Source organism: Microbulbifer regidiadema (SeqCode) (assembly GCF_052466995.1).
Window position 1 is genome coordinate 4,360,113 of the sequence record NZ_CP174297.1, and the last position, 24,539, is coordinate 4,384,651.

Below are 24,539 nucleotides of genomic sequence, written 5' to 3' on the forward strand. Positions count from 1 at the left end.
CCAAATTCTTTAGGGCCGCTTAAAGGGTTCCATCCGTGGAACCGGGGTATTTATTGGGGGGCGGTCAATGGCGCTTTGCTCGACGAGTGCGGATTAGCCAAAGATAGTGACCATTTGGCGGGAGAGGGCGGTTAAACGCCCATCGGCATCCCACAGGCGCGCCTGGATTACGGCGTAGCCATCCTCAGCCTGCTCCACTTCGGCCTGGTATTGCCACCAGTCAGAAGCGCTGCGCTCTGGCAGTGGCTCCATAAACTCCACGGTCCAGGTTAATGAGCTGGCGGGCGCCGGCTCTTTCATCATTGGGAGTGTCGCCGGTGGCCAGGCATCGATCAGTGCGAGCAGGTGGCCGATACCGGTGCGGCCCTCACTGCCGTCCTTAAAGCGCACCCAGCCCCCCAAAACCCGCTCTTTCGCGGCGCTAAAAGGCAGGCCGCCGCAAGCGATGCGGTAGTCAAACTTCTGCGTGAACTCCGGCACCAGGCCTTCGATATAGGGCAGGGTTAGGCATTTTTCCGGGGAGGGGTACTCCGGTGCTGAGGGGCCTTCGGCGAGAACCGATGACTCTCTGCCCCGGCCAAAACTGGCGAGACCCGCCAGCATAACCGCACCCTCCTGGTCGAGGTGTCCCTGCACCTGGGTGACAGAGCGCCCGGCGCGCAGTACTTCGGCGCGGGTGCCGATCGCGCCCGGGGCAACCGGGCCTACGAATGAGGTGGTAAAAGAGCGCAAGCTGCTGTCGGCGGGCAGTTTTGAAGCCATCTGCTCGTACAGCATTGCGGCTACCAAGCCGCCAAATGTCGCGCGCCCCTGGGTCCAGCCCTCGGGCACAGAGGTGGCACCTTGTGCGGATTGCCAATCCCGAAGTAATTGATCGAAAGTCATAGAGTTACCGCTTGAGAGCGGCAGGTGGGACCTGCCGCAGAAAAATACCGGGTGAGAGGGGTATTATTTAAAGATGTGTTCCTCGCCGGGGAAAACGCCTTGCTTGACGTCCTCGGCGTACTTGCGCAGGGCTCCGGGAATATCTTCGGCCTCCACCAGGAAGTTTTTGGAAAACTTGGGCGGCTGTTCGGTGAGGCCCAGAATGTCATTGATTACCAGTACCTGGGCATCGCAGTCGCGGCCCGCGCCGATGCCGATGGTGGGCATGGATACGGATTCGGTAATCCGCTTTGCCAGGTCGGCGGGCACACATTCCAGTACCAGCAGATCGGCTCCGGCTTCGTCGAGTAGCAGGGCGTCTTCGAGGATTTGCTTGGCGTGCTCCTCATCGCGCCCCTGGACCCGATAGCCCCCCAGCTTGTGCACGGATTGAGGGGTGAGGCCCAGGTGGGCACAGACGGGAATACCGCGATCGGTAAGGATTTTTACCGTGTCAGCGAGCCAGGCGCCGCCTTCGATCTTCACCATATGGGCGCCGGCCTGCATGATCCGGGTGGCATTGGTCAGTGCCTGCTCTGGGGTGGCGTAAGTCATAAACGGCATATCCCCCATAATCAGGGACTTTTTATTGCCGCGCGCGACTGCCTCGACGTGGTAGATCATCTGCTCCATGGTCACTGGCACGGTGCTGTCGTAACCCAGCACAGTCATGCCCAGGGAATCTCCGACGAGCAGTGTCTCAACCCCGGACTTTTGCGCCATCGCAGCCATTGGGGCATCGTAGAGAGCAACGGTAATAAACTTCTCACCGCTGGCTTTCATTTTTCGCAGGGTTTGCACAGTTACGAGCTTTTCTAATTTAGAGGGTGCATACATAACGATTAACTTCCTGGGTTGTAATAATGCCGGCCGCTGGAAATCGTGAACAGATATTCGACCAGCTGTTGGTAGTCCTCTGGGCTATCGACAATGTCGATCTCCTCGGTATTGACGATGAGTAGAGGCGCCTCATCGTAAAAATGGAAAAAGCGGGCGTAGGCGTTATTGAGGCTGGCCAGATACTCATCGCTTATGCTCTGTTCTGCGCTGACGCCGCGACTGCGGATTCGGGCTTGCAGTACATTCAGCGGTGCCTGCAAATAGATCACCAGGTCCGGCTTGGGGGCCTCCAGGGTGAGGTGCTTGTAGACCTGCTGGTACAGGTGCAGCTCGTCCTTATCCAGGGTGACCTCGGCAAACAGCTGGTCCTTTTCGATCAAAAAGTCCGACACCCGCACCGGCTTAAAAATATCGTCCTGCCGCAGCGCCTGGATCTGCTGTGATCGCTGTAGGAGGAAGTGCAGCTGGGTGGATAGCGCGGCATTGTTGGGGTCCCGGTAGAAGCGCTCTAAAAAAGGGTTCTCCTCGGGTAATTCCAGCAGGGTGTCGTAATTGAAGGTGGCGGCCAGCTTTTTTGCCAGTGTGGTTTTGCCCACACCAATATTGCCTTCCACCGCAATAAATTTGGGCGGTGTTTGCTCGGGCAGGTTGAACTCAGTCGTGCTGGTCTCGGATTTTTCGATAACCACTTGAGCGACTCCTTTTCGTTGGGGGCTTCCCTGGTGAGTTGCAAACGCAAAAGTACTATTGAGAGAGCCGCCCGTCGAGTAACTGGGGAGCCTCTGAATAATTCCGTTACCTCTCTGCGGGCCTTGAGGGCTACAGATATTGGGCGCAGGCCGCCGCGCGAGGTCTACTGCGCAGCCGCGCCCTGATAGCCAGGGGCATTGCGAAGTTATTCAGGGGCCCTCTAGGCCTCAGTCGAGCCAACCTTTTCCAGGCGGTTTTCCGGGCAGCGTTGTAGCAGCGCGGGCAGTGTGTCAGCGCCGGGCAGTGTCACCTCGGGAGCCAGCTCCGCCAGGGGCAGCAATACAAAATTGCGCTCGGCCATGCGTGGGTGCGGGACTTGCAGGCGCGGCTCGTCAATTTGAGTTTGCCCAAACAGCAGGATATCCAGGTCCAGGGTGCGGGCGCCCCAGCGGATGGAGCGCTCGCGCCCGTGGGATTGCTCGATAGACTGGAGCTGCTCCAGTAGCGCCAGAGGGGCCAGTGCCGTTTTCAAGGCGGCGACGGCATTGATGTAGTCCGGTTGCTCGCCGGGGCCGATGGGGGCGCTGCGGTAAAAGCTCGAACACTCCAATAGCTCTGTACTGGGGATTTGCTCCATCGCGGACAGCGCGCTGCGCAGTTGTTTGCCGGGCTCCGCCAGATTGCTGCCGAGGCCGATATAGACCGTTTCCATTACTGCTCTGCTCTCGGTTTGCGGCGGCGGCCGCGAGAGTTGCGGTTGCGACGGCCACCGCTGCTGCTGCCGCTGCGCTGTAGCTTGCGCACCATCTGCTGGCGCTGTTCGTCGTCAGCTTGCTGGAAGTCGGTCCACCACTGGCCCAGACCCGCTTCAATTTCACCGCTCTCCTCCCGCAGCAGCAGGAAGTCGTAGGCGGCGCGGAAACGGGGGTGTTCCAACAGGCGCTGGGCGCGGCTGCCACCGCGTTGGGGCAGGCGCTGCTGTAGATCCCAGATTTCGCGCATGGGAATTGAGAAGCGCTTGGGGATCGCGGTGTGGGCCAGCTGTGAACTGGTGATTTTTTGTGCCGCCTGGGCCAGCGCCGGTGCCGCTGGGGTGCCCTTGCCGATCAGCTTCTGCTGCTCGGCGTTGACCGCAGGCCACAGCAGGGCGGCATAGAGGAAGGCCGGGGTCACGCGCATATCGGCGCGAATACGCTGGTCGGTATTGCGCAGGGCCTGTTGGGATAGGGCCAGTGCCGCGCTGTCGCGCTCAATATAGGCCGCATTGTCCGGGAACAGGTGCTGCCAGAGCTGGTATTGGCGCAGCAGTTCAAAGGTGCGCTCGCCGTGGCCGCTCATCAGCAGCTTGAGAATCTCATCGAACAGGCGCGCCGGGGCAATATTGCGCAGCAGGGGCGCCAGTTCGTGCAGGGGCGCCTCGGTCTCGCCCTCGATGGTGAAGTCCAGTTTGGCGGCGAAGCGCACCGCGCGCAGCATGCGCACCGGGTCCTCTTTATAGCGGACCTCCGGGCAGCCGATCATGCGAATCAGGCGCTTCTCGATATCCTCGACACCGCCGGTGTAGTCGTGGATTTCAAACCCTTTGGTAGTGTAGTAAAGCGCGTTCACGGTGAAATCCCGGCGCACGGCATCACTCTCCAGATCGCCGTAGACGTTGTCGCGCAGCAGCATGCCGTGTTCGGACTGCTTGGCCTCGTGGGCCTCGCCGTCGCTGTGGTGGCCGCGGAAGGTCGTTACCTCAATAACTTCGCGGCCGATGCGGGCGTGCAGGATGCGAAAGCGACGGCCGACGATGCGGGCGCCGCGAAACAGCACCTTGGCTTGCTCCGGGGTGGCATCGGTAGCGACATCAAAATCCTTGGGGTGGCCGCCGAGCATCAGGTCGCGTACGCCCCCGCCGACGATATACGCCTGGTAGCCGGCATCCTGTAGGCGTTTCATAACCGTCAAGGCCGCGCGGCTGATCTCCCGGCGCGAGATGTTGTGGTCGTTGCGGGCGATAACCCTGGGGCCTTTACTGGCCGGCTTGCGCCAGCGTTTGATACTACTAATCAGGTTGTTGAGCATACGGCTGTCTATGTTGACTGCTGCCATTTAGGGATGGCCGGGAAAGCCCCGCTGTGCACGGCCGCACATCGACTGGCGGCCGCTAAAAGTGGCGGTCCCTCAGGGGGAGGTTCGCGGTGGCACTGCTGGGCCTCTGTACCTGGGCTGCCCCAGGAGCGAGCCCGGAAAGGGAGCCTCAGCGGCTATCTATCCTCAGAGATCGGGACTCGCGGGCGCGATTCTAACACACGCAAAGGAATGCGCCCGCAATATGCGGGTGCCGGTAAGTTCGGGGAAAAGAAATATGGGAATTATTATTACCAGTATGAAGGCAGCGGCTTCCTTGCGCTCTCAATTTGCTGTCAAGCAAACACCCTCTCCCAGGTACAGTTCAGTCAGTTTGCAACGCGCTTGTTGTTATTCTTATTCTTCTTGAGATTTATTGTTATTGTTTATTGTTGTTCTGCTGGTTTTGGCCTCTCATTGCTTTTATTGTCGGCCGCCCCATTATTTTTATTATGTTTCGCCCCGCTTATTGTGAGTTGTTCTAGGGCTTGTAACAGTCATTTATTTTTATTGTTGGCTGTTTTCAATTTTTGTACTAAGAGTAAAGCACTTAGTATGCCAACTTTTAAAAATCCTTATAAATCAATAACTTACGATCTTTACGAAATTTGACGGAACTTTTCTTAGCGCCATTGCGTTACGGAAGGAGCGGTAGTTGTTACTTCTGGGTGGGGGTGGGTAACACTCTCTGCAGTAACCCCTGTGGGGGTGGGGTAACAGAGCGCTCGGGGTCGTGTGGTATTGGAGGACAAAGGGGGAAACAGGGGGCTGGAGCCCCCTGGGGAAAGGCGTGTTTTATGCCTCTGCGGTGGCGCTGCGGCGGCTCTTCTTGCGCGGGATGCCGAGCTTTTGGCGGCGCTCCCACAGGCACTTGCGGCTGACGCCGAGCTTCTTGGCCAGGTCGGTCTCGCTCATGGTGTCCTGGTGCTCGATCACGAAGCGGGCGAAGTAGTCCTCCAGGGACAGGTCCTCGCGGGGGTCTGTGTGCAGGCTGCGCGGGCGCGGGATGCCGTCGGCCTCTTCGATCGGCACCAGGTCCAGGTCGATATCCAGGGTTTTGTGGTCGATCTCGCGGCTGTTGCTGTCTGTCAGGATAACCGCACGCTGAATGGCGTTTTCGAGTTCGCGCACGTTACCGGGCCAGGTATAGGTGGTCACCGCCTGGACGGCTTCCGGGGACAGGCGCAATAAAGGGCGCTCAATTTTGGTGCAGAACTTCTCCAATAGGTGCTCTGCCAGTGCGAGGACGTCCCTGCCGCGCTCTCGCAGGGGCGCAAGCGTCATTTGCACCACATTGATGCGGTAGTAGAGGTCTTCGCGGAATTTGCGCTCCGCCGATAGCTGGCGCAGGTTGCGGTGGGTCGCCGTTACCAGGCGCACATCCACTTTGTGGGATTCGATCGAGCCGATCGGCCGCACCTCGCCCTCCTGTAGAACGCGCAGCAGGCGGGCCTGGGCCTCCAGGGGCAGCTCGCCGATCTCATCGAGGAACAGGGTGCCGCCATCGGCGGCCGCGACCAGTCCCTCGCGGGAACTCTGGGCGCCGGTAAACGCGCCCTTCTCGTAGCCGAACAGCTCCGATTCGATCAGGGTGTCGGGAATCGCGGCGCAGTTAACTGAGATCAGGGGCTTGCTGGCCCGGCGGCTCTCCTCGTGGATAGCGCGGGCCACCAGTTCTTTACCGGTACCGGTTTCACCGTGTACCAGGACGGTGGCATCGGTGGGCGCCACCTTGTGGATACGGGCGTAGAGTTCCCGCATCACCGGACTGCTGCCGATCATACCGGCGATGGTGCCGGTGTTTTCCTTTTCGGCGATGGGCTGGGCGCGATTCTGCTCGGCCTTGCCAATAACCCGGCGCACGGTGGCGAGCATTTCGTCGTGATCAAAGGGTTTGGCGATATAGTCTGCGGCACCCATACGCATGGAATCCACCGCAGAGCGGAGGCTGGCGTAACTGGTCATAATCAGCACTGGTACATCGCCGGCGTGCTTGAGCAGGTCGGTACCCGGTGCGCCGGGCAGGCGCAGGTCGGAGATAACCAGGTCAACTTCATTGAGGCGATACTTGCTGAGCGCCTCCTTTACCGACCCCGCTTCACTGATTTTGTAGCGGTGCCGCTCTAACAGCTTGCGCAGCGCCGTTCGGATAATGGCTTCATCTTCGACGATGAGGATGTGGCTCATATGTTACGCCTGGTTACAAAATGCTCAGTAAGCGCCTAGTTTTACCCGGGCGCCGTTTCGATGCAACTCAAAAACTGTTAATCGAGTTGTTTTTGCTCAAATAACGATCTATTAGAATGTTCAGTCAGCTCAGAGATCCAGGGGCAGCTGCACAATAAAGCGGGCGCCAGTTCCGCTTTCCCGGTTGGCTGGGCTCACCAGCTCCAGCTGGCCGCCGTGTTCCTCCACAATGCTGTAAACCATCGCCAGCCCCAGCCCCGTGCCTTCGCCGGGCTCCTTGGTGGTGAAAAAGGGCTCCAGAATTCGCTCCCGGTGCTGCGCAGAAATCCCCGGTCCGCTATCGGTTACCGAAACACAGGCGCTGCCGCGCTTGCGATAGCCCTCGATTGCGATCTGGCCGCCATCGGGGCTGGCGTCGCGGGCGTTGCTGAGCAGGTTGATAAACACCTGGATCAGGCGCTGGTTGTCCCCCGGGGCGATCAGGTCTGCCGGCACCTGATTTTCAAACTGGACCTCGGTCTTGTCCCGCTGTAGGGACAGCAGATTGACCGCCTCCTGCACACAGGCGTAGAGGTCCACCGGCGCCCGCTCGCTGTCGTCCTGGTTGCCGCTGTGGGAGAAGTTGACCAGTGAGTGGACAATGCGGCTGATGCGCTGGGTCTGGCTCAGGATCTGGTCGGCGGTTTCCAGGACTTCGGGGTTGTCGCAGTCGTACTGGAGGTTTTGCGCCAGGCAGGCGATTCCCGTTACCGGGTTGCCCACCTCGTGGGCGACACCGGCGGCGAGGCGGCCCACAGAGGCCAGGCGCTCGCTGTGGATAAGTTCCTGCTCCAGTACCTGGGTTTCGGTGATGTCCTCCAGCAGCAGCATCTGTGCATCGCCGCGCTCGTTGCGGGAGCGGTCGCTGCGGCTGCGTTTTTGCCGCGCCTTGTGCAGGTTGAGCCAGTGGCTGTTGCCATCGAGACTCACCTGCTGCTTAAAGCGGCTGGCGTCGGTGGACAGGGCAAACTCTCCCAACAGGCTGCGCCAGGGCTCGGCCAGGTACTCCAGTTTCGAGCCGATAACCTCGCCGGCACTGATACCGGTGAGGTCCTGCATGGCGTAGTTCCACAGCAGGATTTCGCCATCGCGCCCCAGAGAGCAGGCGGCCATCGGCAGTTCCTCCAGCATTTGGCGGTGGTACAGGCGCAGGTTGTTGAGTTCTGCGGCCAGGCCGGTGAGCTGGTGCTTGTAGCGGCCCAAGCGGGTCTCGATCAGGTGGATATCCTTGTTGGCCGGTTGGTCGCTGTTTTGGAACGGGAAGTGGCGGTCGATAATCTGCACCGCCAGCACCCGCCCCAACAGGCCGGACAGGTTGGACTCCAGCTTGTTGCGCAGCTGGCGTAGGGCGTAGGGGCGGCGCTCGTCATCCGGCAGGTTGAGGGCGGCGAGGGCGCGCTGAACTTCTTTGTGAGCGGTGGCGGTGCCGAGGCTCTCAGCCAGGCGCAGGCGAAAATCCGCTGCGGATTCCACATCCAGTCCCAGGCGCAGAGCCTGGGCGATGGTGTCGTCGCTGCACAGGTCGGCGGCGTACTGCTCCAGGTTGCTGGCGCGGGTGAGAAGCGACAGCCCGACAAATAACAGGACGTTGAGCCCCAGTGACAGGGTGGTGATCTGAGTCCAGATCGACATGCCCAGGGGAATTTCGAGGGCGGTGCCGGGCAGGGTGATGCCGGTAATCCCAAAGACTGACGGGATTAACAGGCCGCAGCCCCACAGCAGCATGCCCGCCAGCAGGCCGCCGACAAAGCCGCGCCGATTGCCCCGGGGCCAGTGGATAACGGCAAAAATCCCCGGCAGGAATTGCAGTGAGCCGATAAATGCCAGTAGGGCCAGGTCCGACAGGGAGAGGCGGTTGTTGAGCAGCAGGTAAAAGGCAAAGCCGGCGATAAACAGAGTGGCGATCAGGGCGCGGCGCAGCCACACCAGCTGCCGGTACATATTGTCTTCGGAATGCCAGCGGGTGCCGGGCAGCAACCAGTGGTTCATCACCATAGTGGCGAGGGCCAGGGTGATCATAATCAGTGCGCCGGTCGCCGCCGACAGGCCGCCGATAAAGGCCAGGGTGGTGAGCAGGGCCGAGCCGCTGGCGCGGGGCACCGCCAGGGAGAAGTACTGCACCGGGCCGGCCACATCCAGGGCAAAGCCCGCCCACATAATGGGAAAGATCGGCAGGGCCATCAGCAGCAGGAACAGGGGGAAGCCCCAGCTGGCGGTGCGCATTGCCTGCCCGGTGGGGCGCTCGGCCACACTCAGGTAAAAAATATGCGGCATGGCCACGGCCGTGGCGATAAACACCAGCAGCAGGGTGTGGGATGAGCCCTGCTTGATGGGGGTGTAGAGTAGCTGGTGCATATCGGGATTGTCCCGCAGCCACTCATCCAGGCCGGAAAAACCGCCGAAGACACCGTAGATGGCATAGCCGCCCACTGCGGTCAGTGCCACCAGTTTTACCAGGGACTCCAGCGCCATGGCGCTGGCCAGGCCCTCGCCGCGCTCGCGGGTGGCGCCGTACATACTGGTAAACACGGCTAGCAGCACACAGTAGAAAAAGGCGATTAAGTTTTTGCTCGACACGCCGCTGTCCGGCAGTGCCAGGGCGGCCACACTATCCCGCGACAGCAGCGCCAGGGTCTCGGATACCGCCTGGATTTGCAGGGCGATCAGCGGCAGCAGCGCCAGTAGCATAAACAGGGTGGCGAGAGTGCCCGCCTGGCGGCTGTGATAGCGGAACACCAGCAGATCCGCCGGGGAGTAAAGTTGGTAGCGCTGCGCCAGCCGCGCCAGTGGCTCCAGGGCCACCGGTGCAAACAGGAACATAGCGCCGGTGCCCAAATAGTAGGCGAGCACCCCGTAGCCGTACTGCCAGGCCAGGTCGACAATACCGTAGAAGGTCCAGGCCGATAGCGAAACGCCGAGGGAGAGCACATACACCAGCGGGTGGCGCACCCAGCGGGAGGGCAGCCAGCCCTTCGAAGTGGCGAAGGCGACAAAAAACAGGGTGGCGATATAGGCCACTCCCACCAGGGCAATATGGGCGATATCAAAGCTCATTTGATTTGCGCCTCCACTGGATAAAAATCGCCAGTAGGATCAGCACGAACCAGAGGATAAAGGGCCGATACCAGGCGCCGACGGGATTGATCATCCAGGTGAAAATCGTGGGGGAGAATACATAGCCCACCAGCACCAGCAAAATTAATAGTGTGCGGTTACTCATAGATCGCCTTGAAAACCCGCTAGAGAAAGTGTGTTGCCCGCGCCCTGTGCCGGTGAGAAGTCATCCCTGAGCAATCGATGGCGCGGGTTATCAGCCGGCCCCGCAGGGGCGGCTGGCGCGGAAATGGTAAGTGCAGCTCGGGGTCAGTGCAATTGGCGGTTGCGCCTATCTACCTGGTGACGGCGCCAGTGGGCGGTGGCCCACTTGAGAATCGCCTCGGGGGATTCCGCTGCGGCGCTGCTCGGTAATTTGAAGCCGAGGAAGTGCAAAGCTTCGCACAGGTTCTCGGCGGGCGTACGGTCGTCGATAGCCGGCGCGTGATTTTGTTTGCTGAGTTTTTGCTTGTCGTCGGGACCCATCACCAGCGGCAGGTGGCCGAACTGGGGCGCAGTGGCGCCGAGGATTTTAAATAGGCGCTGTTGTACGCCGGTGGTCTCCAGCAGGTCTGAGCCGCGCACCACCTGGTTGATGCGTTGATCGATATCGTCGACCACCACGGCCAGCTGGTAGGCGTAGAAGCCGTCGCGGCGCTTGAGGATAGTGTCCTCGCGTATCTGCTGGCGCTGTTCACCGTGCCAAATATCCACAAAGCGCTCCTCGCCGCCGGCGCACTCTAGTCGCAGTGCCGAGGGTTCGCTCACCTCGGATTTAAGGCGGCAGAAGTCGTTGGCATGGCCGCCATTTTTTTTAATCTGGCTGCGGGAGCAGTCGCAGGGGTAGAGCAGTCCCTGTTGGCGCAGTGTGGACAGGGTGTCCTCGTAGAGTGCATAGCGCTTGCTCTGCCACTGGATGGGGCCGTGCCAGTGCAGGCCGTGGGCTTCCAGGGATTTGAGAATACGGGTTGCCGCGCCGGGCTCCTCACGGGGCGGGTCGAGGTCTTCCATGCGCACAAGCCAGTGCCCGCCGTGGGCGAGGGCGTCGAGGTAGCTGCCGACGGCGCACACCAGGGAGCCGAAGTGGAGCGGTCCACTGGGGGAGGGTGCGAAGCGGCCAATATAGGAAATCGTACTGTTCAAAATAAAAAAGGGCGATACGATGATCGCCCCTTTTAAAGCAGGGCGATCACAAGCGAACGCCGTGCCACTTTGGTTATGGATTGGGCGATCGCGGATCAGCCGGAGATCTGCCGTTCCTTAATTTCCGCGAGGGTTTTGCAGTCCACGCACAGAGTGGCGGTGGGACGGGCTTCCAGGCGGCGAATGCCAATATCCACGCCACAGGCTTCACAGAAACCGTAGTCATCCTGGTCGATAAGCTCCAGGGTGGAGTCGATCTTCTTGATCAGCTTGCGCTCGCGATCGCGAGTGCGCAGTTCCAGGCTAAACTCTTCTTCCTGGCTGGCGCGATCTGCGGGATCGGGGAAGTTTGCGGCCTCGTCTTTCATGTGGGAAACGGTGCGGTCCACTTCCGCCATTAGCTCGGCCTTCCAGGCCAACAGCAAGTTGCGGAAATGCTCCTGCTGCTTCTCATTCATGTACTCTTCGCCCTGGGTCTCCTTGTAGGGCTCAAAGCCGTGCAGAGATTCGGTGCTCGCAGCAGTTTTGGGCATAGTCGTTGCCTCTCTTTCTATACGGGCCCCCCTTTATGGGGGCGATACCACCAAATTCAATCTAGCCTAGCCTGGAATCTTTCTAAGTGATGCATTTTTTTTCACCTATGTGACTCGCTGCGCTGGCAGGCTAATCCTGTTCTCGGTACCAATACCCCCGGTGACCGAGAGCGAGGAAGCTATCAAATCTGTGCGATTCGCGCTACCAATAGTTGTCTGCTATTTTGTGGCGCCTGAAATTACAGCCAAGTGGTTCAGCCCGTGAAATTTACCCCTCCGTTGCAAAAAGCAACGCTTTTACGCCGTTACAAGCGCTTTCTCGCCGATGTGAAATCAGCCAGTGGCGAGGAGTTTACCATTCACTGCCCGAACACGGGCTCTATGAAAAATTGCTGGGTGGAAGGGGGCGATTGCTGGTACTCCGATTCCGGCAATCCAAAACGCAAATACCGTCACAGTTTGGAAATCTGCACCACCCCGGAGGGCGCCCTGGCGGGAGTCAATACCGGCCGCGCCAACGCCCTGGTGGAAGAGGCGATTCTGTCCGGCGTGGTCAGCGAATTACAGGGCTATACCTCCCTGCGCAGGGAGGTGCGCTACGGCGAGGAGAACAGCCGTATCGACCTGCTGCTGTCCGGCGCTGCGGGGGACTGCTACGTAGAGGTAAAAAATGTCACCCTGGCAGACGGAGCCCGGGGTTACTTCCCCGATGCGGTCAGCACCCGGGGCGCCAAGCACCTGCGCGAATTGCAAAAGCTGGCCGAGAGCGGCGTGCGCGCGGTGCTGTTTTACTGTGTGCAACACAGCGCTATCGAGACGGTGCAGGCGGCGCGGGAAATTGACCCCGCTTATGCCGAAGCCCTCGACGCCGCTGTCGCTGCCGGTGTGCAAGTGCTCGCCTACCGCGCGCAGCTCGCTGCCGCCGGTGTCGAGTTAACCGAGGCCCTGCCTTTTCTCCCATGAGGGAGAAGCGGTGCGGAGTTGTCAGTCGGCCAGCAGTGCGTAGAGACCATCCTGGGCATATTCCACCGGTACCGGCGTCAGGGCATCGCCGGTGCAGGGCCCGGCAATACACTCCCCGGACTCGATAAGAAATAGCGCACCGTGAGAGGCGCACTGGATCAGTGCGCCATCGGGATCGAGGAACTGATCTTCCTGCCAATCCAGATTGATGCCCCGGTGCGGACAGGTGTTCTTGTAGGCGTAGACCTCGCCGTCTTTCATCACTGCAAACACATTGTCAGTGCCGGCGGCGGTGTCGCCGAGGGAAAACCCCTTGGATTGCCCTTCGCTCAATTCGTCATAGCGACACAGGAAGTACTTCTGCATAGATTATCGGCTCCCGGCCTAGTGGGTGTTCAGGGCGCAAGCGCCGCTTTATTCGGGTGCCGCGAGTCTAATAGACGTATAGCGGATTGTCCCGTCGCGCAGTATACCGAGGGTGATTTCATCGCCGGCACGGTGTTTTTCCAGGGCGTTGAGCAGGTCGTCATAGCTGCGAATCGGCTGCTGTTCCACTTCGACAATCACATCGCCCAGCTGCCAGCCGCCACTTCGGCTGCGGTGGATACCGCGCAGACCGGCTCTCTCGGCGGGGAGTCCGGGTGCCGTGCGCAACACGGCCACCCCCTCAAAACCGTAGCGGCTGCTCCACTGGTCCGGGGCGGATTCGATACCGATAATCGGCCGCACCAGGCGGCCATGCACAATCAATTCCGGCACAATTTTCTTGACCGTATCTACCGGAATCGCAAAGCCAATACCGACACTGGCGCCACTGGGACTGTAAATTGCGGTGTTGACCCCGATTAAGCGGGCCCGGGAGTCCAGCAGTGGGCCGCCGGAATTGCCCGGGTTAATGGCCGCATCGGTTTGGATAACATTGCGAATGGTGCGGTTGTTGGCGGCTTCAATTTCCCGCCCCAGGGCGCTGACCACCCCGGTGGTGAGGGTGGTATCCAGGCCGAACGGGTTGCCGATAGCCAGTACCTTGCGGCCCACCGCGAGATTGCTGGAGGTGCCGACCACCAGCGGTTTTAACAGCTCTGGCGGCGCGTCAATTCTCAGTACGGCCAGATCCTTTTCCGGCGCCGATCCCACCAGCTCGGCCGGCCACTCACTGCGGTCCTGCAAAGTGATAGTGACCTGGCGCGCCCCCTCAATAACGTGAAAGTTCGTGACAATATGGCCCTCGCTATCCCAGATAAAGCCACTGCCGGCCCCTTTGGGCACCGAGTGCAGGCGCAGGGTTCTGCGATCCCGCACCAGGGTTTCATTGGTGACATAGACCACCGAGGGGCTGGCAAAGTTGAACACCTGCATGGTGTTGCGCTCGTCGTCGGTGGCGAAGATTTCCGCCTGTGCAGACAGCACAGGGGCGAGCAGTAAAAATACGGCAATAAAGCGGCAGAGCTGCGTCTTAAGCAGAGTCATTAATACTATCCTCCCTATGAACTCGGGGCCGGAAGCCGAGTGTCGCTGTCGTCTTCCGTCTTTTGCTCACTGTGTTGAAAAGTGTACCTTGTTCGCAATATTGGTGCGGTACTGGCTGCTTATTGGGGCCTGTTGGCGAGATTTAAAGCGGGAACTCGTTTTGACCAATCGCGCTGGAGATAAACAGGTTCAGGTTGCCCCGGTGCGGGGTTGCCGATTAAAAAACAGCACCAGATTGCGTACCGTGGTTACCTTGCCGTAATAGGGGTTATTTCCACAGCCCGCAAGGCTTCGCCCAGTTCTTTGTGCGATTTGCTCAATTAAGTCCAGATCGAGGTCATCTTCATCCAGTTTTAGAGTATTAAAGAGTTTATCTGATGCCTGAATTGGGACCTGTTGTTTAGTGGGAAGTGCCGCTTGCAGTTGCTCATATACCGCTCGAATAATCCATGTATCTACAGTTTTGCGCTCAAACTCCCGGGCAAATTCACCAATAGATAAATCTTTGCGCTTTTCACATAGTTGTTGGAAGTGCCTGTCAATTTTCGGTTGTTCGATGTGGCCGCAAATTATGGCTAACAATCCTAAGCCAGCTAAAGCTAAAAAATAGATTGGTTGGTAAATAAAGAGAGCTAAAACTGCGGTCAAGAAAGCAAATGATGTAAATTTACTGGCCCTTTCGGCTTTGTATTTAGGCATAAATCTTGATGCTGTTCGCATATTTTATCGTTACTCCAGTTTTGGTAGTCGTAGCTCTTGTTGTAATTTGACAAAGGTTTTTTCTGTATAGGGGCCAAAAACAAACTCAGAAGAATCTGCGAACTTGTGGTCTTGAAGTCGATCTATGTAATAGTAAGCACAGGCACCTTTAGGGCAAGCGTAGACTGAGATGAACATCTCGTTTGCACTGATATGATGTGGTTCATCGATACGGCGTATATAGGCATCGTCCCCCAAATCAAAACCAAGGGCTTTTTCGCCATCTATCCAATAAATCTTGTAAGGGCCGTCACTCCATGAGGGAGAACAGCCAATTAAAAATATGGCAAAGAGTAGTGGGATGTACTTCACGACACTTCTTTTCATAAAAGCTTTTACTTTGCATCTGTCCACATAGAAAGTGACCACGTTTAAGTGGCAGCTTTGTGAGGAATTGAACCTACAGCTTTAATCACTTATCTATTCAATTAGACACTAATTACGGAAATTTTGCAGGGCGAGGATTCGATCATCCAGTGGTGGGTGCGTGGCCATAAGAGCGCCCATATTGCCAAAAATACCAAAGGCTTTCATATTGCCGGGCAGGGGTTCCTCGTGGCCGCGATCGGACTCCACCTTGAGCCGTTGCAGTGCGGCAATCATGGACTGGGGGCTGGCCAGAGTGGCGCCGGCGTGGTCGGCCCGGTATTCGCGGCGGCGGCTGAACCAGGCGACAATCATCATGGCGAAGATGCCAAATACGATATCCATAACAATGGAGGTAATAAAGTAGCCGATGCCCAATCCCTCTTCATTGCGCAGGATAACCCGGTCCACAAAGAACCCCACCAGGCGGGCGAAGAACATCACAAAGGTATTTACCACGCCCTGAATTAGAGTCAGCGTCACCATATCGCCATTGGCCACATGGCCTATTTCGTGACCGATAACGGCGCGGGCTTCCTCCCGACTAAAGCGCTGCAACAGACCGGCACTGACAGAGACCAGGGCATTGTTGCGATTCCAGCCGGTGGCGAAGGCATTGGCCTGGGGCATGGGAAATATCCCCACCTCCGGCATACCGATGCCCGCTTTGCGCGATAAGTCCCGCACAGTTTCCACCAGCCACTGCTCATCGGCGCTGCGCGGCTGTTGGATAATTTGTGTGCGGGTACTGACCCGGGCAATAGTCTTCGACAATAGCAGGGAAATAAAAGAGCCGCCAAAACCAAAAATGGCACACATCAATAACAGGGCGCCGAGGTTGAGATCAACGCCGTTACTCTGAAGAATGCCCCCTATCCCCAAGAGGTTAAAAATAATGCCAACCAAAATCAGGACCGCCAAGTTGGTCAGCAGGAATAGCCCAATGCGCAACATCGGATCTCTCCTTCTCGTGAATATTTAACAGAGTTATTTAAGGGTCAGGGTAAGTTTAGATACGGATGGCGTAACGGGTATTACTGGGAGCCGGCACGGCGAGTTCGGGCCCAGCGCTATGGCTGTGCCGAGATGGGGAAGATAACGTCTCGGGTCTCCACCCGCACTGCGCCACAGCGGCTAGTCAGAATTCTGTGTGGCGAGCAGGCGTTCGACCTCGTTGGTCAACTGCTGCTTTAGCTCCGGGTCCAGGTCGTTCCAGTGCACGTCCATCAGTGCGCCTTGCAGTGCGTAGAGCATCACTTTGGAGGCGTTGATGCCCCGGTTGCGAATACTGATAAAGGCCTCCACCGGTCCCACCCTGCGCAGATCTTCCAGAGAGCGAATGCCAATAGAGTGGAGAATATTGACCGAGGCCAGGCCCAGGTTTTTTAGTTTTAGTAGTTCTGATTGACTCGGGTGCATTCGGTGTTCCCCCGCCAGTTTGAGCGTCCATTCACGCAATCAGTCTCCGATTGCAAATTTGAACTTAACATAAATTAACAGTGCGCTAACAAACATTACCGCCAGATTATTGTGCGCGGCGCCTACTTTTGGTGCTATCAATTCACAGGGGCAAGCCGTCGCTGTAGCCCCTCTGTTAAAGTAGCCACCGCATTTTAAAACCGTTCGAAATTTGCCCAATAATGAGAGGCCCATGTTATCGATACCGCTGCAACGGATGCTGTTTGGGCTCGGCGATGAGCATGTCATCGTCGACCCGGCTTCCAACCAACTTTTGCACCCCGAGGCGCTGGTCGCTTTTCAGCAGTTGTGCCGGGATGCCCGCGAAGAGGGCTTCGCCCCCAAAATTGTCTCCGGGTTTCGCGCCTTTGAGCGCCAGTGCCTGATCTGGAATGCCAAGGCCGGCGGTGCGCGCCCAGTGCTCGATAGCGCTGGCAAGCCGCTGGATATCGCCCGGCTCAGCGCTGCGGAACGGGTATTTGCCATTCTGCGCTGGTCTGCGCTGCCGGGGGCCTCGCGCCACCACTGGGGTACGGACTTCGACATTATTGACGCGGCGGCGCTACCCGACGATTACTCGGTTCAGTTGACCCCGCAGGAGGTGGCCGATGACGGTGTATTCGGCGCCTTCCACCTCTGGCTGGACCGGCAAATTAGCGCCGGTAACAGCTATGGCCTGTTCCGGCCCTATGCCGAGGATCGCGGCGGCGTTGCACCGGAGCGCTGGCACCTGAGCTATGCCCCCAGAGCCCGCGAGCTTCAGGAACTCCTCAGTGTGGAGCGGCTGTCGGAGCGGCTGCAGGCAACCGAGCTATCCCTGGGGGAGACTGTGTGCGAGCACCTTCAGGAAATATATACGCGCTTTATTTGGGTGCCGGATCACTGTTATCCGCCTTTTTAGGCGCCTTTAATTGGGGTTAGAAGGGTGCATTTTTGCACCGCTATAAGGCGGCACAATAGCGGCCAGATAGGCGCTGTTCGCGGGCTTTTTCCTTGAAAGGGGCGGTTGATCCTGCCAAGCTGCGCGGCAGAGTGTGCCCGGGGTAATATGAGGGAGATCAATTATGGGTGAGGACGTGGCCGTCGGCGGCCAGCGGGATATCTGGCAGGCGATGCGCGCGGAAGCCGCTGAGGCCGCAGCCGGTGAGCCTATTCTGGCAAGCTATTTCCACAATACTATTTTGCGCCACCAGTCTCTGGACAATGCCATCGCGGATCACCTGGCCTCGGTGTTGGAGCACAACGCCCTTACGGCCACCGCGCTTCAGGAGGTGATTGCCACGGCCCTGGCCAGTGACCCGAGTATTTCCCGCTGTATGAGCGAGGATATTTGCGCTTGGTATGACCGGGACCCGGCCTGTGACCAGTACCTGATGCCTTTCCTTTATTTTAAGGGCTTTCACGCCTTGCAATCCCACCGGATAGCGCACTGGTTGTGGAACCAGGGGCGCCACACCCTGGCGCTCTACTTTCAGAGCCAGGTGTCGGAGCAGTTCTCTGTGGACATCCACCCGGCCGCGCGATTTGGCTGCGGTATTATGATCGACCACGCCACCGGACTAGTGGTGGGGGAGACCTGTGTGGTAGAGGACAATGTGTCTATTCTCCACTCGGTGACCCTGGGGGGCAGTGGCTGCGGCAGTGGCGATCGTCACCCCAAAATTGGTCACGGGGTTATGATCGGTGCCGGGGCTAAAGTGTTGGGGCCGGTCAGGGTGGGGGCGGATGTGAAAATTGCTGCCGGCAGCCTGGTGTTGCAGGATGTGCCCGATCACACGACGGTGGCTGGTGTTCCCGCCCGCCAAGTGGGGGGGCGGGTCGACAGTGCGCCGGCCTATACCATGGATCAGACCCTGGATTCGCCAGAGTAACGCGGGGAAATAGTAGCTATGTCGCAATCCACCTACAGCTTGGTTTTTCGCGGTGACCTGGTGGCGGGATTTACCGCCGCTGATGTGAAAGCCAGTATGGCGCGCTTATTTAAGAGCAATCCCCAGGCGATAGAGAAGCTGTTCAGCGGGCGCCCGCTGGTATTAAAGAAGGGAGTGTCTCTGCCCCAGGCGCAGCAGTTCCGGGCGAGTTTGGCCAAAATAGGCGCCCAGGTCAGTATCAGGGATGAGAGCGGTGGAGCTGTCGCCACTGAGCGGGCTGAGCCCAAGACGGAAACCGCAGCTGGCGCGCAGTGGACCCTGGCGCCGATGGAGGGGAACCTCGTCAAGGAGCATGAACGCAAGTCCGTGGAAGCGGTCAGCGTTGAGGTAGAGCACCTCAGTCTGCGTGCAGCGGAAGGCCAACTTCTGGATGAGAGTGAGCGCAAAGGGGAGGAGCCCGCTCCCGTCTCTGTTCCCAATTGGGAGCTCAACTGACGGGACTCCTCCTGCGCAGGCATAAAAAAACCGGCATTTGGCCGGTTTTTTTATGCGCTGAAGAAGGGGGAATTAACCTTCTTCTTTCAGGTAGCGCTCGCGGGAAGCCATCACTTCTTTGCGCGCTGCTTCGGCGTCAGCCCAGCCTTCTACTTTTACCCACTTGCCCGCTTCCAGAGCTTTGTAGTTTTCGAAGTAGTGTTCTATCTGTTTGATCAGCAGCTCGGGCAGATCGCCGATTTCTTCAACGTGATCGTACAGCTTGGTCAGCTTGGTGTGCGGTACCGCCAGCAGCTTGGCGTCAACACCGGATTCGTCGGTCATGTTCAGAACGCCGACAACGCGAGAGCGGATCACAGAACCCACCATTACCGGGTAGGGCGCTACAACCAGCACGTCCAGGGGGTCACCGTCTTCGGACAGAGTCTGGGGTACGTAGCCGTAGTTGGCCGGGTAGAACATCGGAGTGGCAACGAAGCGATCCACAAATACTGCGTCGGAGTCCTTGTCTACTTCGTATTTGATCGGGTCGTGGTTGGCAGGGATCTCGATGATTACATTGATATCGTTGGGCAGCTCTTTACCTGCGGGGATCTTTTCGAAGCTCATTGCGGGTCCTGAATGAAATGAATGGTTAACTGAAAATTTGGAGGGCGAATTATATAGGTTGCGGGGCCCGGCTGAAAGTCACGCCTGCGCCGGGTTACACGCCCGCGCTGGGTAAATCGCGTCGCAGAGGGGCTGGCGGGTCTATCCTGTAACTCGCAGACAACAATAATGGGGCAGGAGCAGTCATGGTAAAGGCACGGGAGGTAACCAGCGCTCGGGAGGCCCGCGCAATTGTCGAGGAGCGAGGCCTCAGTCATGTCAAAGTGGGGCTATTCGATATCGATGGGGTTATGCGCGGCAAATATATGAGCCGCGCCAAATTTCTGTCATCCCTGGAGAAAGGCTTCTCCTTTTGCGATGTGGTCCTGGGCTGGGATGTCAAAGATCAGCTCTATGACAATAGCCGCTACACCGGGTGGCATACGGGATACCCAGATGCCCCGGTGCGTATTGTTCCGCAGAGCTGCCGGGATATTCCTTTTGAAGATGACATGCTGCTGTTTATCGCGGAGTTCGCTGGACGCGCCCAAGCCCTGTGCCCGCGCGCAGTGTTGCGGCGGGTGGTAGAGCGCTGTCGCACCCTGGGTTTTGACCCCTATGCGGCACTGGAATATGAGTTCTTTCTGTTTGATGAATCCCCCGAATCCGTGCGCAAAAAGGGGTTTCGCCATTTAAAGCCCTTTACCCCGGATGTGTTTGGCTATTCGATGCTGCGCAACTCAGTACACGGCGAGCTGTACCGGGAGATACTGGATCTGGGCGAGGGCATGGATTTCCCCCTGGAGGGGCTGCACACGGAAACGGGCCCGGGCGTACTGGAGGCGGCTATTGCGGTGGACGACGCCGAGGCCGCCGGGGATAAGGCCGCGCTGTTTAAAACCTTTATCAAAGTGCTGGCCCAGCGCATGGGCCTGATGGCGACATTTATGTCGCGCTGGTCCGGCGAATACCCGGGGCAGAGTGGACATATCCATTTGTCACTGCGCAATCGCGACAGCGGCGATTCGGCATTTTTCGATGCCGACCAGCCCGATGGCATCAGCCGCACCATGCGCCAGTTTATCGCCGGGCAGCAGCGGTTGATGCCGCAATTTCTGGCCTTGATAGCCCCCACGGTCAATAGCTATCGCCGTTTGGTGCCGGGTTTTTGGGCGCCCACCGGGGCCAACTGGGGGGTGGAAAATCGCACCACTGCGCTGCGCGCGATTCCCGGCGGGGATCAGTCCCAGCGCATCGAATACCGCCTGGGGGCCGCAGATGCCAACCCCTATTTGGCCCTGGCGGCGGCCCTGGGGTCGGGGCTCTACGGAATCACCCAGCAGTGGTCGCCCAGCGAGCCGATTAGCGGCAATGCCTACGCGCTGAAACTGGATCAGGGGCAGACCCTGCCGGGGACCCTGTGGGAATCCACACAGCAATTTAAACAGTCCGATGCGGCGCGGGAATTATTTGGCAGCGATTTTGTAGCGCATTTTGCTGCGGGGCGCGAGTGGGAGGAGCGGGAATATCGCCGCCATGTGAGCGACTGGGAGTTGGAGCGGTACTTCGAAATTATTTAATCGGGAGTATCGACGCCGATGGAGACCACAAAAATCATGCACCATCTACAGTGCATCTCCCCTATCGATAACAGTATCTATATAGAGCGCGCCCTGGCCGGGGAGATAGAAATCCGCGAGGTGCTGGATCGGGCCAGCGCGGCACAGCAAGTCTGGCGGCGAACGCCACTCGGCGAGCGAATTGCCATTGTCGAGCGGGCGGTAGAAATATTTTCAAAGAAAAAAGCGTGTTTGGCCGCTGAACTCTGCTGGATGATGGGCCGCCCGATTCGCTACGCGGGTGGGGAGATCAGCGGGTTGATCGAGCGTGCGCAAACCATGGCGCAGCTCGCCCCAGAAGCCCTGGCCGATATTCACCTGGCGCAGAAGCCGGGGTTTAAGCGCTTTATACGCCACGAGCCCCTGGGAGTTTCCCTGGTTATTGCCCCGTGGAATTATCCCTATTTGACGGCAGTTAATGCGGTGGTGCCGTCACTGCTGGCGGGCAATGCGGTTATTTTAAAGCACTCGGCGCAAACGCCGCTGTGCGCCGAGCGCATGGTCGAAGTATTTCATGAGGCGGGGCTGCCCGGCGGTGTATTTCAGTTCCTCCACTTAAACCATGCGTATACCCAGCGCTTGGCGTGTGCCGGCGAGGTGCAGCAGGTCGCCTTTACCGGTTCGGTTGGCGCGGGGGTAAATTTGGAGCGCACGGTGGCCGGCCGATTTATTCCGCTGGGCCTGGAGCTGGGCGGCAAGGACCCGGCCTATGTTCGCGCCGATGCGGATCTTACCCAGGCGGTAGCGGCGGTTGTCGACGGCGCTTATTTTAACTCCGGGCAGTCCTGTTGCGCTATTGAGCGGGCTTATGTGCATGCGGATATTTTTAGCGAATTTGTCGCCCGCGCCGTCGACTTACTGCGCGACTACCGACTCGGGCGCCCGGATCAAATGGAGACCACCCTGGGGCCGCTGGTGTGCGCCGAAGCTGCCGACCGGGTTCGCGCGCAAGTGGACGAAGCGGTCGCAGAGGGCGCCAGAGTGCATTTGGATGTGAGCGAGTTTCCGCAGGATAAGCGCGGCACCCAATATATGGCGCCGCAGCTGTTAACCCGGGTGCGCGATCATATGCAGGTGATGCGCGAAGAAACTTTTGGACCCGTATTGGGGGTGCAAAAAGTCTATGACGATTGCGAAGCGCTGAACTTGATGAACAACAGCGTATTTGGCCTGAGCGCGGCTATTTTTTCCCGGGATGAAGACGCGGCACTGGAAATTGGTGACAGCCTGGAGGTGGGCACGGTTTTTTTAAATCGCTGTGATTATCTGGACCCGGAACTGGCCTGGACCGGGGTCAAGCAATCCGGGCGCGGCTGCACGCTATCTAAACTCGGCTTTGAGTATTTAACCCGCCCCAAATCTTTTCACTTTAAGTGCGGTGCTTAGCGGATATTTTTCGCGGGCGCAGAGAGTGCAATTATCTGTCTGTGTGCGGAGAGGCTGCGGTCCACTTGGAATCGATAAAGATGACAGAGCGTCAGAGAGGACAATGTGGATAAATACCCTGTCAATTGGAATTATCCCACAACGGTTTGGGTGGGGCCCGGCCGCGTTGCCGAGCTGGCTGAAGCTTGCCGGACGCTGAATATACGCAAACCCCTGTTGGTTACCGACCCCGCCATCGCGGCGCTGCCACTGCTGCAGAGCGCGGCCAACCCGTGCCGGCAAGCGGGGCTGGATGTGCGTATTTTTTACCGTATTAAAGGCAACCCCAACGAGGCCAATATTAGCGCTGGGGTGGCCGAGCTGCGCGAACAGCAGTGCGATGGGGTGATTGCCCTGGGAGGGGGCTCGGCCCTGGATGCGGGCAAAGCTATCGCCCTGATGGCGGGACAGCGTCGCCGCATTTGGGATTTTGAAGATATTGGCGATAACTACAGGCGTGTGGACGCGGCGGCGATATTGCCGCTGGTTGCCATCCCCACCACTGCCGGTACCGGCTCTGAGGTGGGGCGGGTCGCGGTGATCACCGACGAGGTCGCCCAGATTAAGCGGCTGATTTTCCACCCGCGTATGATGCCGGACATTGTTATTCTGGATGCCCAGCTGACGCTGGGGCTGCCGCCGGCTCTCACCGCCGCGACGGGCATGGATGCGCTGTCGCACAACCTGGAGTCTTTTTGCTCCCCCCAATACCACCCCATGGCCGAGGGTATTGCCGTTGAAGGGATGCGCCTGATCAAGGCGTATTTGCCCCGCGCCTACGCTGCGGGTGCAGAGCTTGAGGCGCGCCAGCAGATGCTGGTTGCATCCTGCATGGGGGCGACCGCGTTTCAGCGCGGCCTGGGGGCTATGCACGCTCTGGCGCACCCACTCGGAGCCCTGTATGACAAACACCACGGTTTGTTAAACGCTATTTTGATGCCCTATGTCCTCGCGGCCAATCGCCCGGCGGTTCAACCGTCGATGGAACACCTGGCGCTCTACTTGCAGTTGCCAGCTAGTGATAGCGGCGACAGTGGATTTGCCCGGGTGCTGGATTGGGTGCTCGGCTTGCGCAGGCAGCTCGGAATTCCCCCGCGTCTGGCGGATATTGGCATCGACGATAGCGACGCCGATCGAATTGGGACAATGGCTTCGCTGGAGGCCTCCGCCGGCACCAACCCCATGCACTTTAACGCCATTGAGTATCGGGATATTTTCCTGCGCGCGTGCGAGGGCGCGATAACTCAGCAATAAATGACTCAAAAATAAATTGAGCGGTAATAAATTGCCAGCGACAAACGACAGACACCTATAGACTCCAGCGATCATCACTAGAGGGCTGAATGATGCGCAATACTATGACCCTGTTACTGCTGTTGCTCGCCAGCACTGCACTGGCGCAGGACTCAGCGAATATTCGCACGGCGATTTTTGCCGGCGGCTGTTTTTGGTGTATGGAACCGCCATTTGACCGGGTTGATGGCGTTATCTCCACCACTTCCGGCTACAGTGGTGGCCGGGTTAAAAACCCGAGTTATGGGCAGGTATCTGCTGGCAATACCGGCCACGCTGAGGTGGTGCAGGTCAAGTACGATGCGGACAAAGTCAGCTATTCTGAGCTGCTGACGATTTTTTGGCACAATGTCGACCCCTTTGACGGCGGCGGCCAGTTTTGCGATCGCGGCGACCAATATCGCCCTGAAATATTCTATGCCGATGACCAACAAAAGAAATTGGCACAGGAGAGCCGGGAAAAAATTCAGGCCAAACTGGACAAAAAGGTCGCGGTACAGATAGAGCCCGCCGCAACTTTCTACCCTGCGGAGGCCTACCACCAGGACTATTACCAGCGCAATCCCCTGCGCTATAAATACTATCGCTATCGCTGTGGTCGCGATCAACGGCTGGCTGAAGTGTGGGGCAAGGCTGCGGATTAATCGGCGCTTTGCTCCGCAGTCAGCGCC

At 58.6% G+C, this 24,539-nt stretch carries 25 protein-coding genes; 8 read left to right on the forward strand and 17 right to left on the reverse strand.

What is annotated here, in order from left to right; all coding sequences use genetic code 11:
• Window positions 1–93 precede the first annotated feature (93 nt).
• From ACJJIK_RS19080 to dksA, 10 genes are all read right to left on the reverse strand, one after another.
• Window positions 94–885, reverse strand: a complete 792-nt coding sequence (locus ACJJIK_RS19080; RefSeq protein WP_444929825.1) for an acyl-CoA thioesterase — start codon at window positions 883–885, stop codon at window positions 94–96.
• 63 nt (window positions 886–948) lie between these two features.
• Window positions 949–1,761 (reverse strand): 3-methyl-2-oxobutanoate hydroxymethyltransferase, encoded by an 813-nt coding sequence (gene panB / locus ACJJIK_RS19085; RefSeq protein ID WP_444929826.1) that lies wholly within the window; start codon window positions 1,759–1,761, stop codon window positions 949–951.
• A 5-nt stretch (window positions 1,762–1,766) separates the two neighbouring features.
• Entirely contained in the window at window positions 1,767–2,453 is a 687-nt protein-coding gene (locus tag ACJJIK_RS19090; protein ID WP_444929827.1) for a deoxynucleoside kinase, read from the reverse strand.
• A 221-nt stretch (window positions 2,454–2,674) separates the two neighbouring features.
• The gene (gene folK / locus ACJJIK_RS19095) at window positions 2,675–3,166 is read right to left on the reverse strand and encodes a 2-amino-4-hydroxy-6-hydroxymethyldihydropteridine diphosphokinase (RefSeq protein ID WP_444943581.1); all 492 of its coding nucleotides are present in this window, start codon (window positions 3,164–3,166) and stop codon (window positions 2,675–2,677) included.
• On the reverse strand, window positions 3,166–4,548 hold the full coding sequence (gene pcnB / locus ACJJIK_RS19100) for a polynucleotide adenylyltransferase PcnB (RefSeq protein WP_444929829.1): 1,383 nt from the start codon (window positions 4,546–4,548) through the stop codon (window positions 3,166–3,168). Before pcnB ends, folK begins: the two co-directional genes overlap by 1 nt.
• Window positions 4,549–5,361: 813 nt before the next feature.
• Complete coding sequence (locus ACJJIK_RS19105) at window positions 5,362–6,753, reverse strand: sigma-54-dependent transcriptional regulator (protein WP_444929830.1); 1,392 nt, start codon at window positions 6,751–6,753, stop codon at window positions 5,362–5,364.
• Window positions 6,754–6,882: 129 nt separating this feature from the next.
• Window positions 6,883–9,846, reverse strand: a complete 2,964-nt coding sequence (locus ACJJIK_RS19110) for an ATP-binding protein (RefSeq protein WP_444943582.1) — start codon at window positions 9,844–9,846, stop codon at window positions 6,883–6,885.
• Window positions 9,836–10,012 carry a hypothetical protein gene (locus tag ACJJIK_RS19115; protein WP_169337099.1) on the reverse strand — a complete coding sequence of 59 codons (177 nt, stop codon included), beginning with the start codon at window positions 10,010–10,012 and terminating at the stop codon, window positions 9,836–9,838. The genes ACJJIK_RS19110 and ACJJIK_RS19115 overlap by 11 nt, the downstream gene beginning before the upstream one ends.
• Window positions 10,013–10,155: 143 nt before the next feature.
• Complete coding sequence (gene gluQRS, locus ACJJIK_RS19120) at window positions 10,156–11,028, reverse strand: tRNA glutamyl-Q(34) synthetase GluQRS (RefSeq protein ID WP_444943583.1); 873 nt, start codon at window positions 11,026–11,028, stop codon at window positions 10,156–10,158.
• 95 nt (window positions 11,029–11,123) lie between these two features.
• Window positions 11,124–11,561 carry an RNA polymerase-binding protein DksA gene (gene dksA / locus ACJJIK_RS19125; RefSeq protein ID WP_444929833.1) on the reverse strand — a complete coding sequence of 146 codons (438 nt, stop codon included), beginning with the start codon at window positions 11,559–11,561 and terminating at the stop codon, window positions 11,124–11,126.
• A gap of 261 nt (window positions 11,562–11,822) precedes the next feature.
• Here dksA and sfsA point away from each other — a divergent pair, with 261 nt between their 5' ends.
• Window positions 11,823–12,524 (forward strand): DNA/RNA nuclease SfsA, encoded by a 702-nt coding sequence (gene sfsA, locus ACJJIK_RS19130; protein ID WP_444943584.1) that lies wholly within the window; start codon window positions 11,823–11,825, stop codon window positions 12,522–12,524.
• Between the two features lie 21 nt (window positions 12,525–12,545).
• On the opposite strand, the gene ACJJIK_RS19135 is transcribed toward sfsA, so the two are convergent.
• From ACJJIK_RS19135 to ACJJIK_RS19160, 6 genes are all read right to left on the reverse strand, one after another.
• Window positions 12,546–12,890: a Rieske (2Fe-2S) protein gene (locus ACJJIK_RS19135; protein WP_108734344.1), complete on the reverse strand. Its 345-nt coding sequence runs from the start codon at window positions 12,888–12,890 to the stop codon at window positions 12,546–12,548.
• Window positions 12,891–12,938: 48 nt separating this feature from the next.
• Window positions 12,939–13,994, reverse strand: a complete 1,056-nt coding sequence (locus ACJJIK_RS19140; RefSeq protein WP_444929835.1) for a S1C family serine protease — start codon at window positions 13,992–13,994, stop codon at window positions 12,939–12,941.
• A 189-nt stretch (window positions 13,995–14,183) separates the two neighbouring features.
• Window positions 14,184–14,714 (reverse strand): hypothetical protein, encoded by a 531-nt coding sequence (locus tag ACJJIK_RS19145; protein ID WP_444943585.1) that lies wholly within the window; start codon window positions 14,712–14,714, stop codon window positions 14,184–14,186.
• Between the two features lie 9 nt (window positions 14,715–14,723).
• Window positions 14,724–15,080, reverse strand: a complete 357-nt coding sequence (locus ACJJIK_RS19150) for a hypothetical protein (RefSeq protein WP_444943586.1) — start codon at window positions 15,078–15,080, stop codon at window positions 14,724–14,726.
• A 108-nt stretch (window positions 15,081–15,188) separates the two neighbouring features.
• Complete coding sequence (gene htpX, locus ACJJIK_RS19155) at window positions 15,189–16,073, reverse strand: protease HtpX (RefSeq protein ID WP_444929837.1); 885 nt, start codon at window positions 16,071–16,073, stop codon at window positions 15,189–15,191.
• A 180-nt stretch (window positions 16,074–16,253) separates the two neighbouring features.
• Window positions 16,254–16,538 (reverse strand): TfoX/Sxy family protein, encoded by a 285-nt coding sequence (locus ACJJIK_RS19160; RefSeq protein WP_444929838.1) that lies wholly within the window; start codon window positions 16,536–16,538, stop codon window positions 16,254–16,256.
• A 232-nt stretch (window positions 16,539–16,770) separates the two neighbouring features.
• Between ACJJIK_RS19160 and ACJJIK_RS19165 the strand changes: the two genes are divergently transcribed.
• The 3 genes from ACJJIK_RS19165 to ACJJIK_RS19175 all read left to right on the forward strand — a co-directional run bounded on the left by ACJJIK_RS19165 (window position 16,771) and on the right by ACJJIK_RS19175 (window position 18,943).
• Entirely contained in the window at window positions 16,771–17,478 is a 708-nt protein-coding gene (locus tag ACJJIK_RS19165) for a M15 family metallopeptidase (protein WP_444929839.1), read from the forward strand.
• 163 nt (window positions 17,479–17,641) lie between these two features.
• The gene (gene cysE / locus ACJJIK_RS19170; RefSeq protein ID WP_444929840.1) at window positions 17,642–18,448 is read left to right on the forward strand and encodes a serine O-acetyltransferase; all 807 of its coding nucleotides are present in this window, start codon (window positions 17,642–17,644) and stop codon (window positions 18,446–18,448) included.
• Between the two features lie 18 nt (window positions 18,449–18,466).
• Complete coding sequence (locus tag ACJJIK_RS19175; RefSeq protein WP_444943587.1) at window positions 18,467–18,943, forward strand: hypothetical protein; 477 nt, start codon at window positions 18,467–18,469, stop codon at window positions 18,941–18,943.
• A gap of 72 nt (window positions 18,944–19,015) precedes the next feature.
• Here ACJJIK_RS19175 and ppa read toward each other — a convergent pair whose 3' ends face one another.
• A complete protein-coding gene (gene ppa, locus ACJJIK_RS19180; RefSeq protein WP_444929842.1) occupies window positions 19,016–19,552 on the reverse strand; it encodes an inorganic diphosphatase in 537 nt (178 codons plus the stop codon).
• A 185-nt stretch (window positions 19,553–19,737) separates the two neighbouring features.
• Here ppa and ACJJIK_RS19185 point away from each other — a divergent pair, with 185 nt between their 5' ends.
• From ACJJIK_RS19185 to msrA, 4 genes are all read left to right on the forward strand, one after another.
• Window positions 19,738–21,111, forward strand: coding sequence for a glutamine synthetase family protein (locus ACJJIK_RS19185; RefSeq protein ID WP_444943588.1), 1,374 nt, complete (start codon window positions 19,738–19,740; stop codon window positions 21,109–21,111).
• An 18-nt stretch (window positions 21,112–21,129) separates the two neighbouring features.
• Window positions 21,130–22,536 carry an aldehyde dehydrogenase family protein gene (locus tag ACJJIK_RS19190; protein WP_444929844.1) on the forward strand — a complete coding sequence of 469 codons (1,407 nt, stop codon included), beginning with the start codon at window positions 21,130–21,132 and terminating at the stop codon, window positions 22,534–22,536.
• A gap of 105 nt (window positions 22,537–22,641) precedes the next feature.
• Window positions 22,642–23,829, forward strand: a complete 1,188-nt coding sequence (locus ACJJIK_RS19195) for an iron-containing alcohol dehydrogenase (protein WP_444929845.1) — start codon at window positions 22,642–22,644, stop codon at window positions 23,827–23,829.
• A gap of 89 nt (window positions 23,830–23,918) precedes the next feature.
• Complete coding sequence (gene msrA / locus ACJJIK_RS19200; protein WP_444929846.1) at window positions 23,919–24,512, forward strand: peptide-methionine (S)-S-oxide reductase MsrA; 594 nt, start codon at window positions 23,919–23,921, stop codon at window positions 24,510–24,512.
• The last annotated feature ends 27 nt before the right edge of the window (window positions 24,513–24,539 follow it).

Coding starts and splice junctions, on each gene's coding strand:
- folK (WP_444943581.1), bottom strand. CDS start 3,166: ATGGAAACGGTCTATATCGGCCTCGGCAGCAATCTGGCGGAGCCCGGC.
- ppa (WP_444929842.1), bottom strand. CDS start 19,552: ATGAGCTTCGAAAAGATCCCCGCAGGTAAAGAGCTGCCCAACGATATC.
- ACJJIK_RS19080 (WP_444929825.1), bottom strand. CDS start 885: ATGACTTTCGATCAATTACTTCGGGATTGGCAATCCGCACAAGGTGCC.
- ACJJIK_RS19150 (WP_444943586.1), bottom strand. CDS start 15,080: ATGAAAAGAAGTGTCGTGAAGTACATCCCACTACTCTTTGCCATATTT.
- ACJJIK_RS19110 (WP_444943582.1), bottom strand. CDS start 9,846: ATGAGCTTTGATATCGCCCATATTGCCCTGGTGGGAGTGGCCTATATC.
- msrA (WP_444929846.1), top strand. CDS start 23,919: ATGATGCGCAATACTATGACCCTGTTACTGCTGTTGCTCGCCAGCACT.
- cysE (WP_444929840.1), top strand. CDS start 17,642: ATGGGTGAGGACGTGGCCGTCGGCGGCCAGCGGGATATCTGGCAGGCG.
- ACJJIK_RS19165 (WP_444929839.1), top strand. CDS start 16,771: ATGTTATCGATACCGCTGCAACGGATGCTGTTTGGGCTCGGCGATGAG.
- ACJJIK_RS19140 (WP_444929835.1), bottom strand. CDS start 13,994: ATGACTCTGCTTAAGACGCAGCTCTGCCGCTTTATTGCCGTATTTTTA.
- ACJJIK_RS19175 (WP_444943587.1), top strand. CDS start 18,467: ATGTCGCAATCCACCTACAGCTTGGTTTTTCGCGGTGACCTGGTGGCG.
- pcnB (WP_444929829.1), bottom strand. CDS start 4,548: ATGGCAGCAGTCAACATAGACAGCCGTATGCTCAACAACCTGATTAGT.
- ACJJIK_RS19185 (WP_444943588.1), top strand. CDS start 19,738: ATGGTAAAGGCACGGGAGGTAACCAGCGCTCGGGAGGCCCGCGCAATT.
- ACJJIK_RS19145 (WP_444943585.1), bottom strand. CDS start 14,714: ATGCGAACAGCATCAAGATTTATGCCTAAATACAAAGCCGAAAGGGCC.
- ACJJIK_RS19115 (WP_169337099.1), bottom strand. CDS start 10,012: ATGAGTAACCGCACACTATTAATTTTGCTGGTGCTGGTGGGCTATGTA.
- panB (WP_444929826.1), bottom strand. CDS start 1,761: ATGTATGCACCCTCTAAATTAGAAAAGCTCGTAACTGTGCAAACCCTG.
- ACJJIK_RS19160 (WP_444929838.1), bottom strand. CDS start 16,538: ATGCACCCGAGTCAATCAGAACTACTAAAACTAAAAAACCTGGGCCTG.
- ACJJIK_RS19190 (WP_444929844.1), top strand. CDS start 21,130: ATGGAGACCACAAAAATCATGCACCATCTACAGTGCATCTCCCCTATC.
- ACJJIK_RS19135 (WP_108734344.1), bottom strand. CDS start 12,890: ATGCAGAAGTACTTCCTGTGTCGCTATGACGAATTGAGCGAAGGGCAA.
- dksA (WP_444929833.1), bottom strand. CDS start 11,561: ATGCCCAAAACTGCTGCGAGCACCGAATCTCTGCACGGCTTTGAGCCC.
- ACJJIK_RS19105 (WP_444929830.1), bottom strand. CDS start 6,753: ATGAGCCACATCCTCATCGTCGAAGATGAAGCCATTATCCGAACGGCG.
- htpX (WP_444929837.1), bottom strand. CDS start 16,073: ATGTTGCGCATTGGGCTATTCCTGCTGACCAACTTGGCGGTCCTGATT.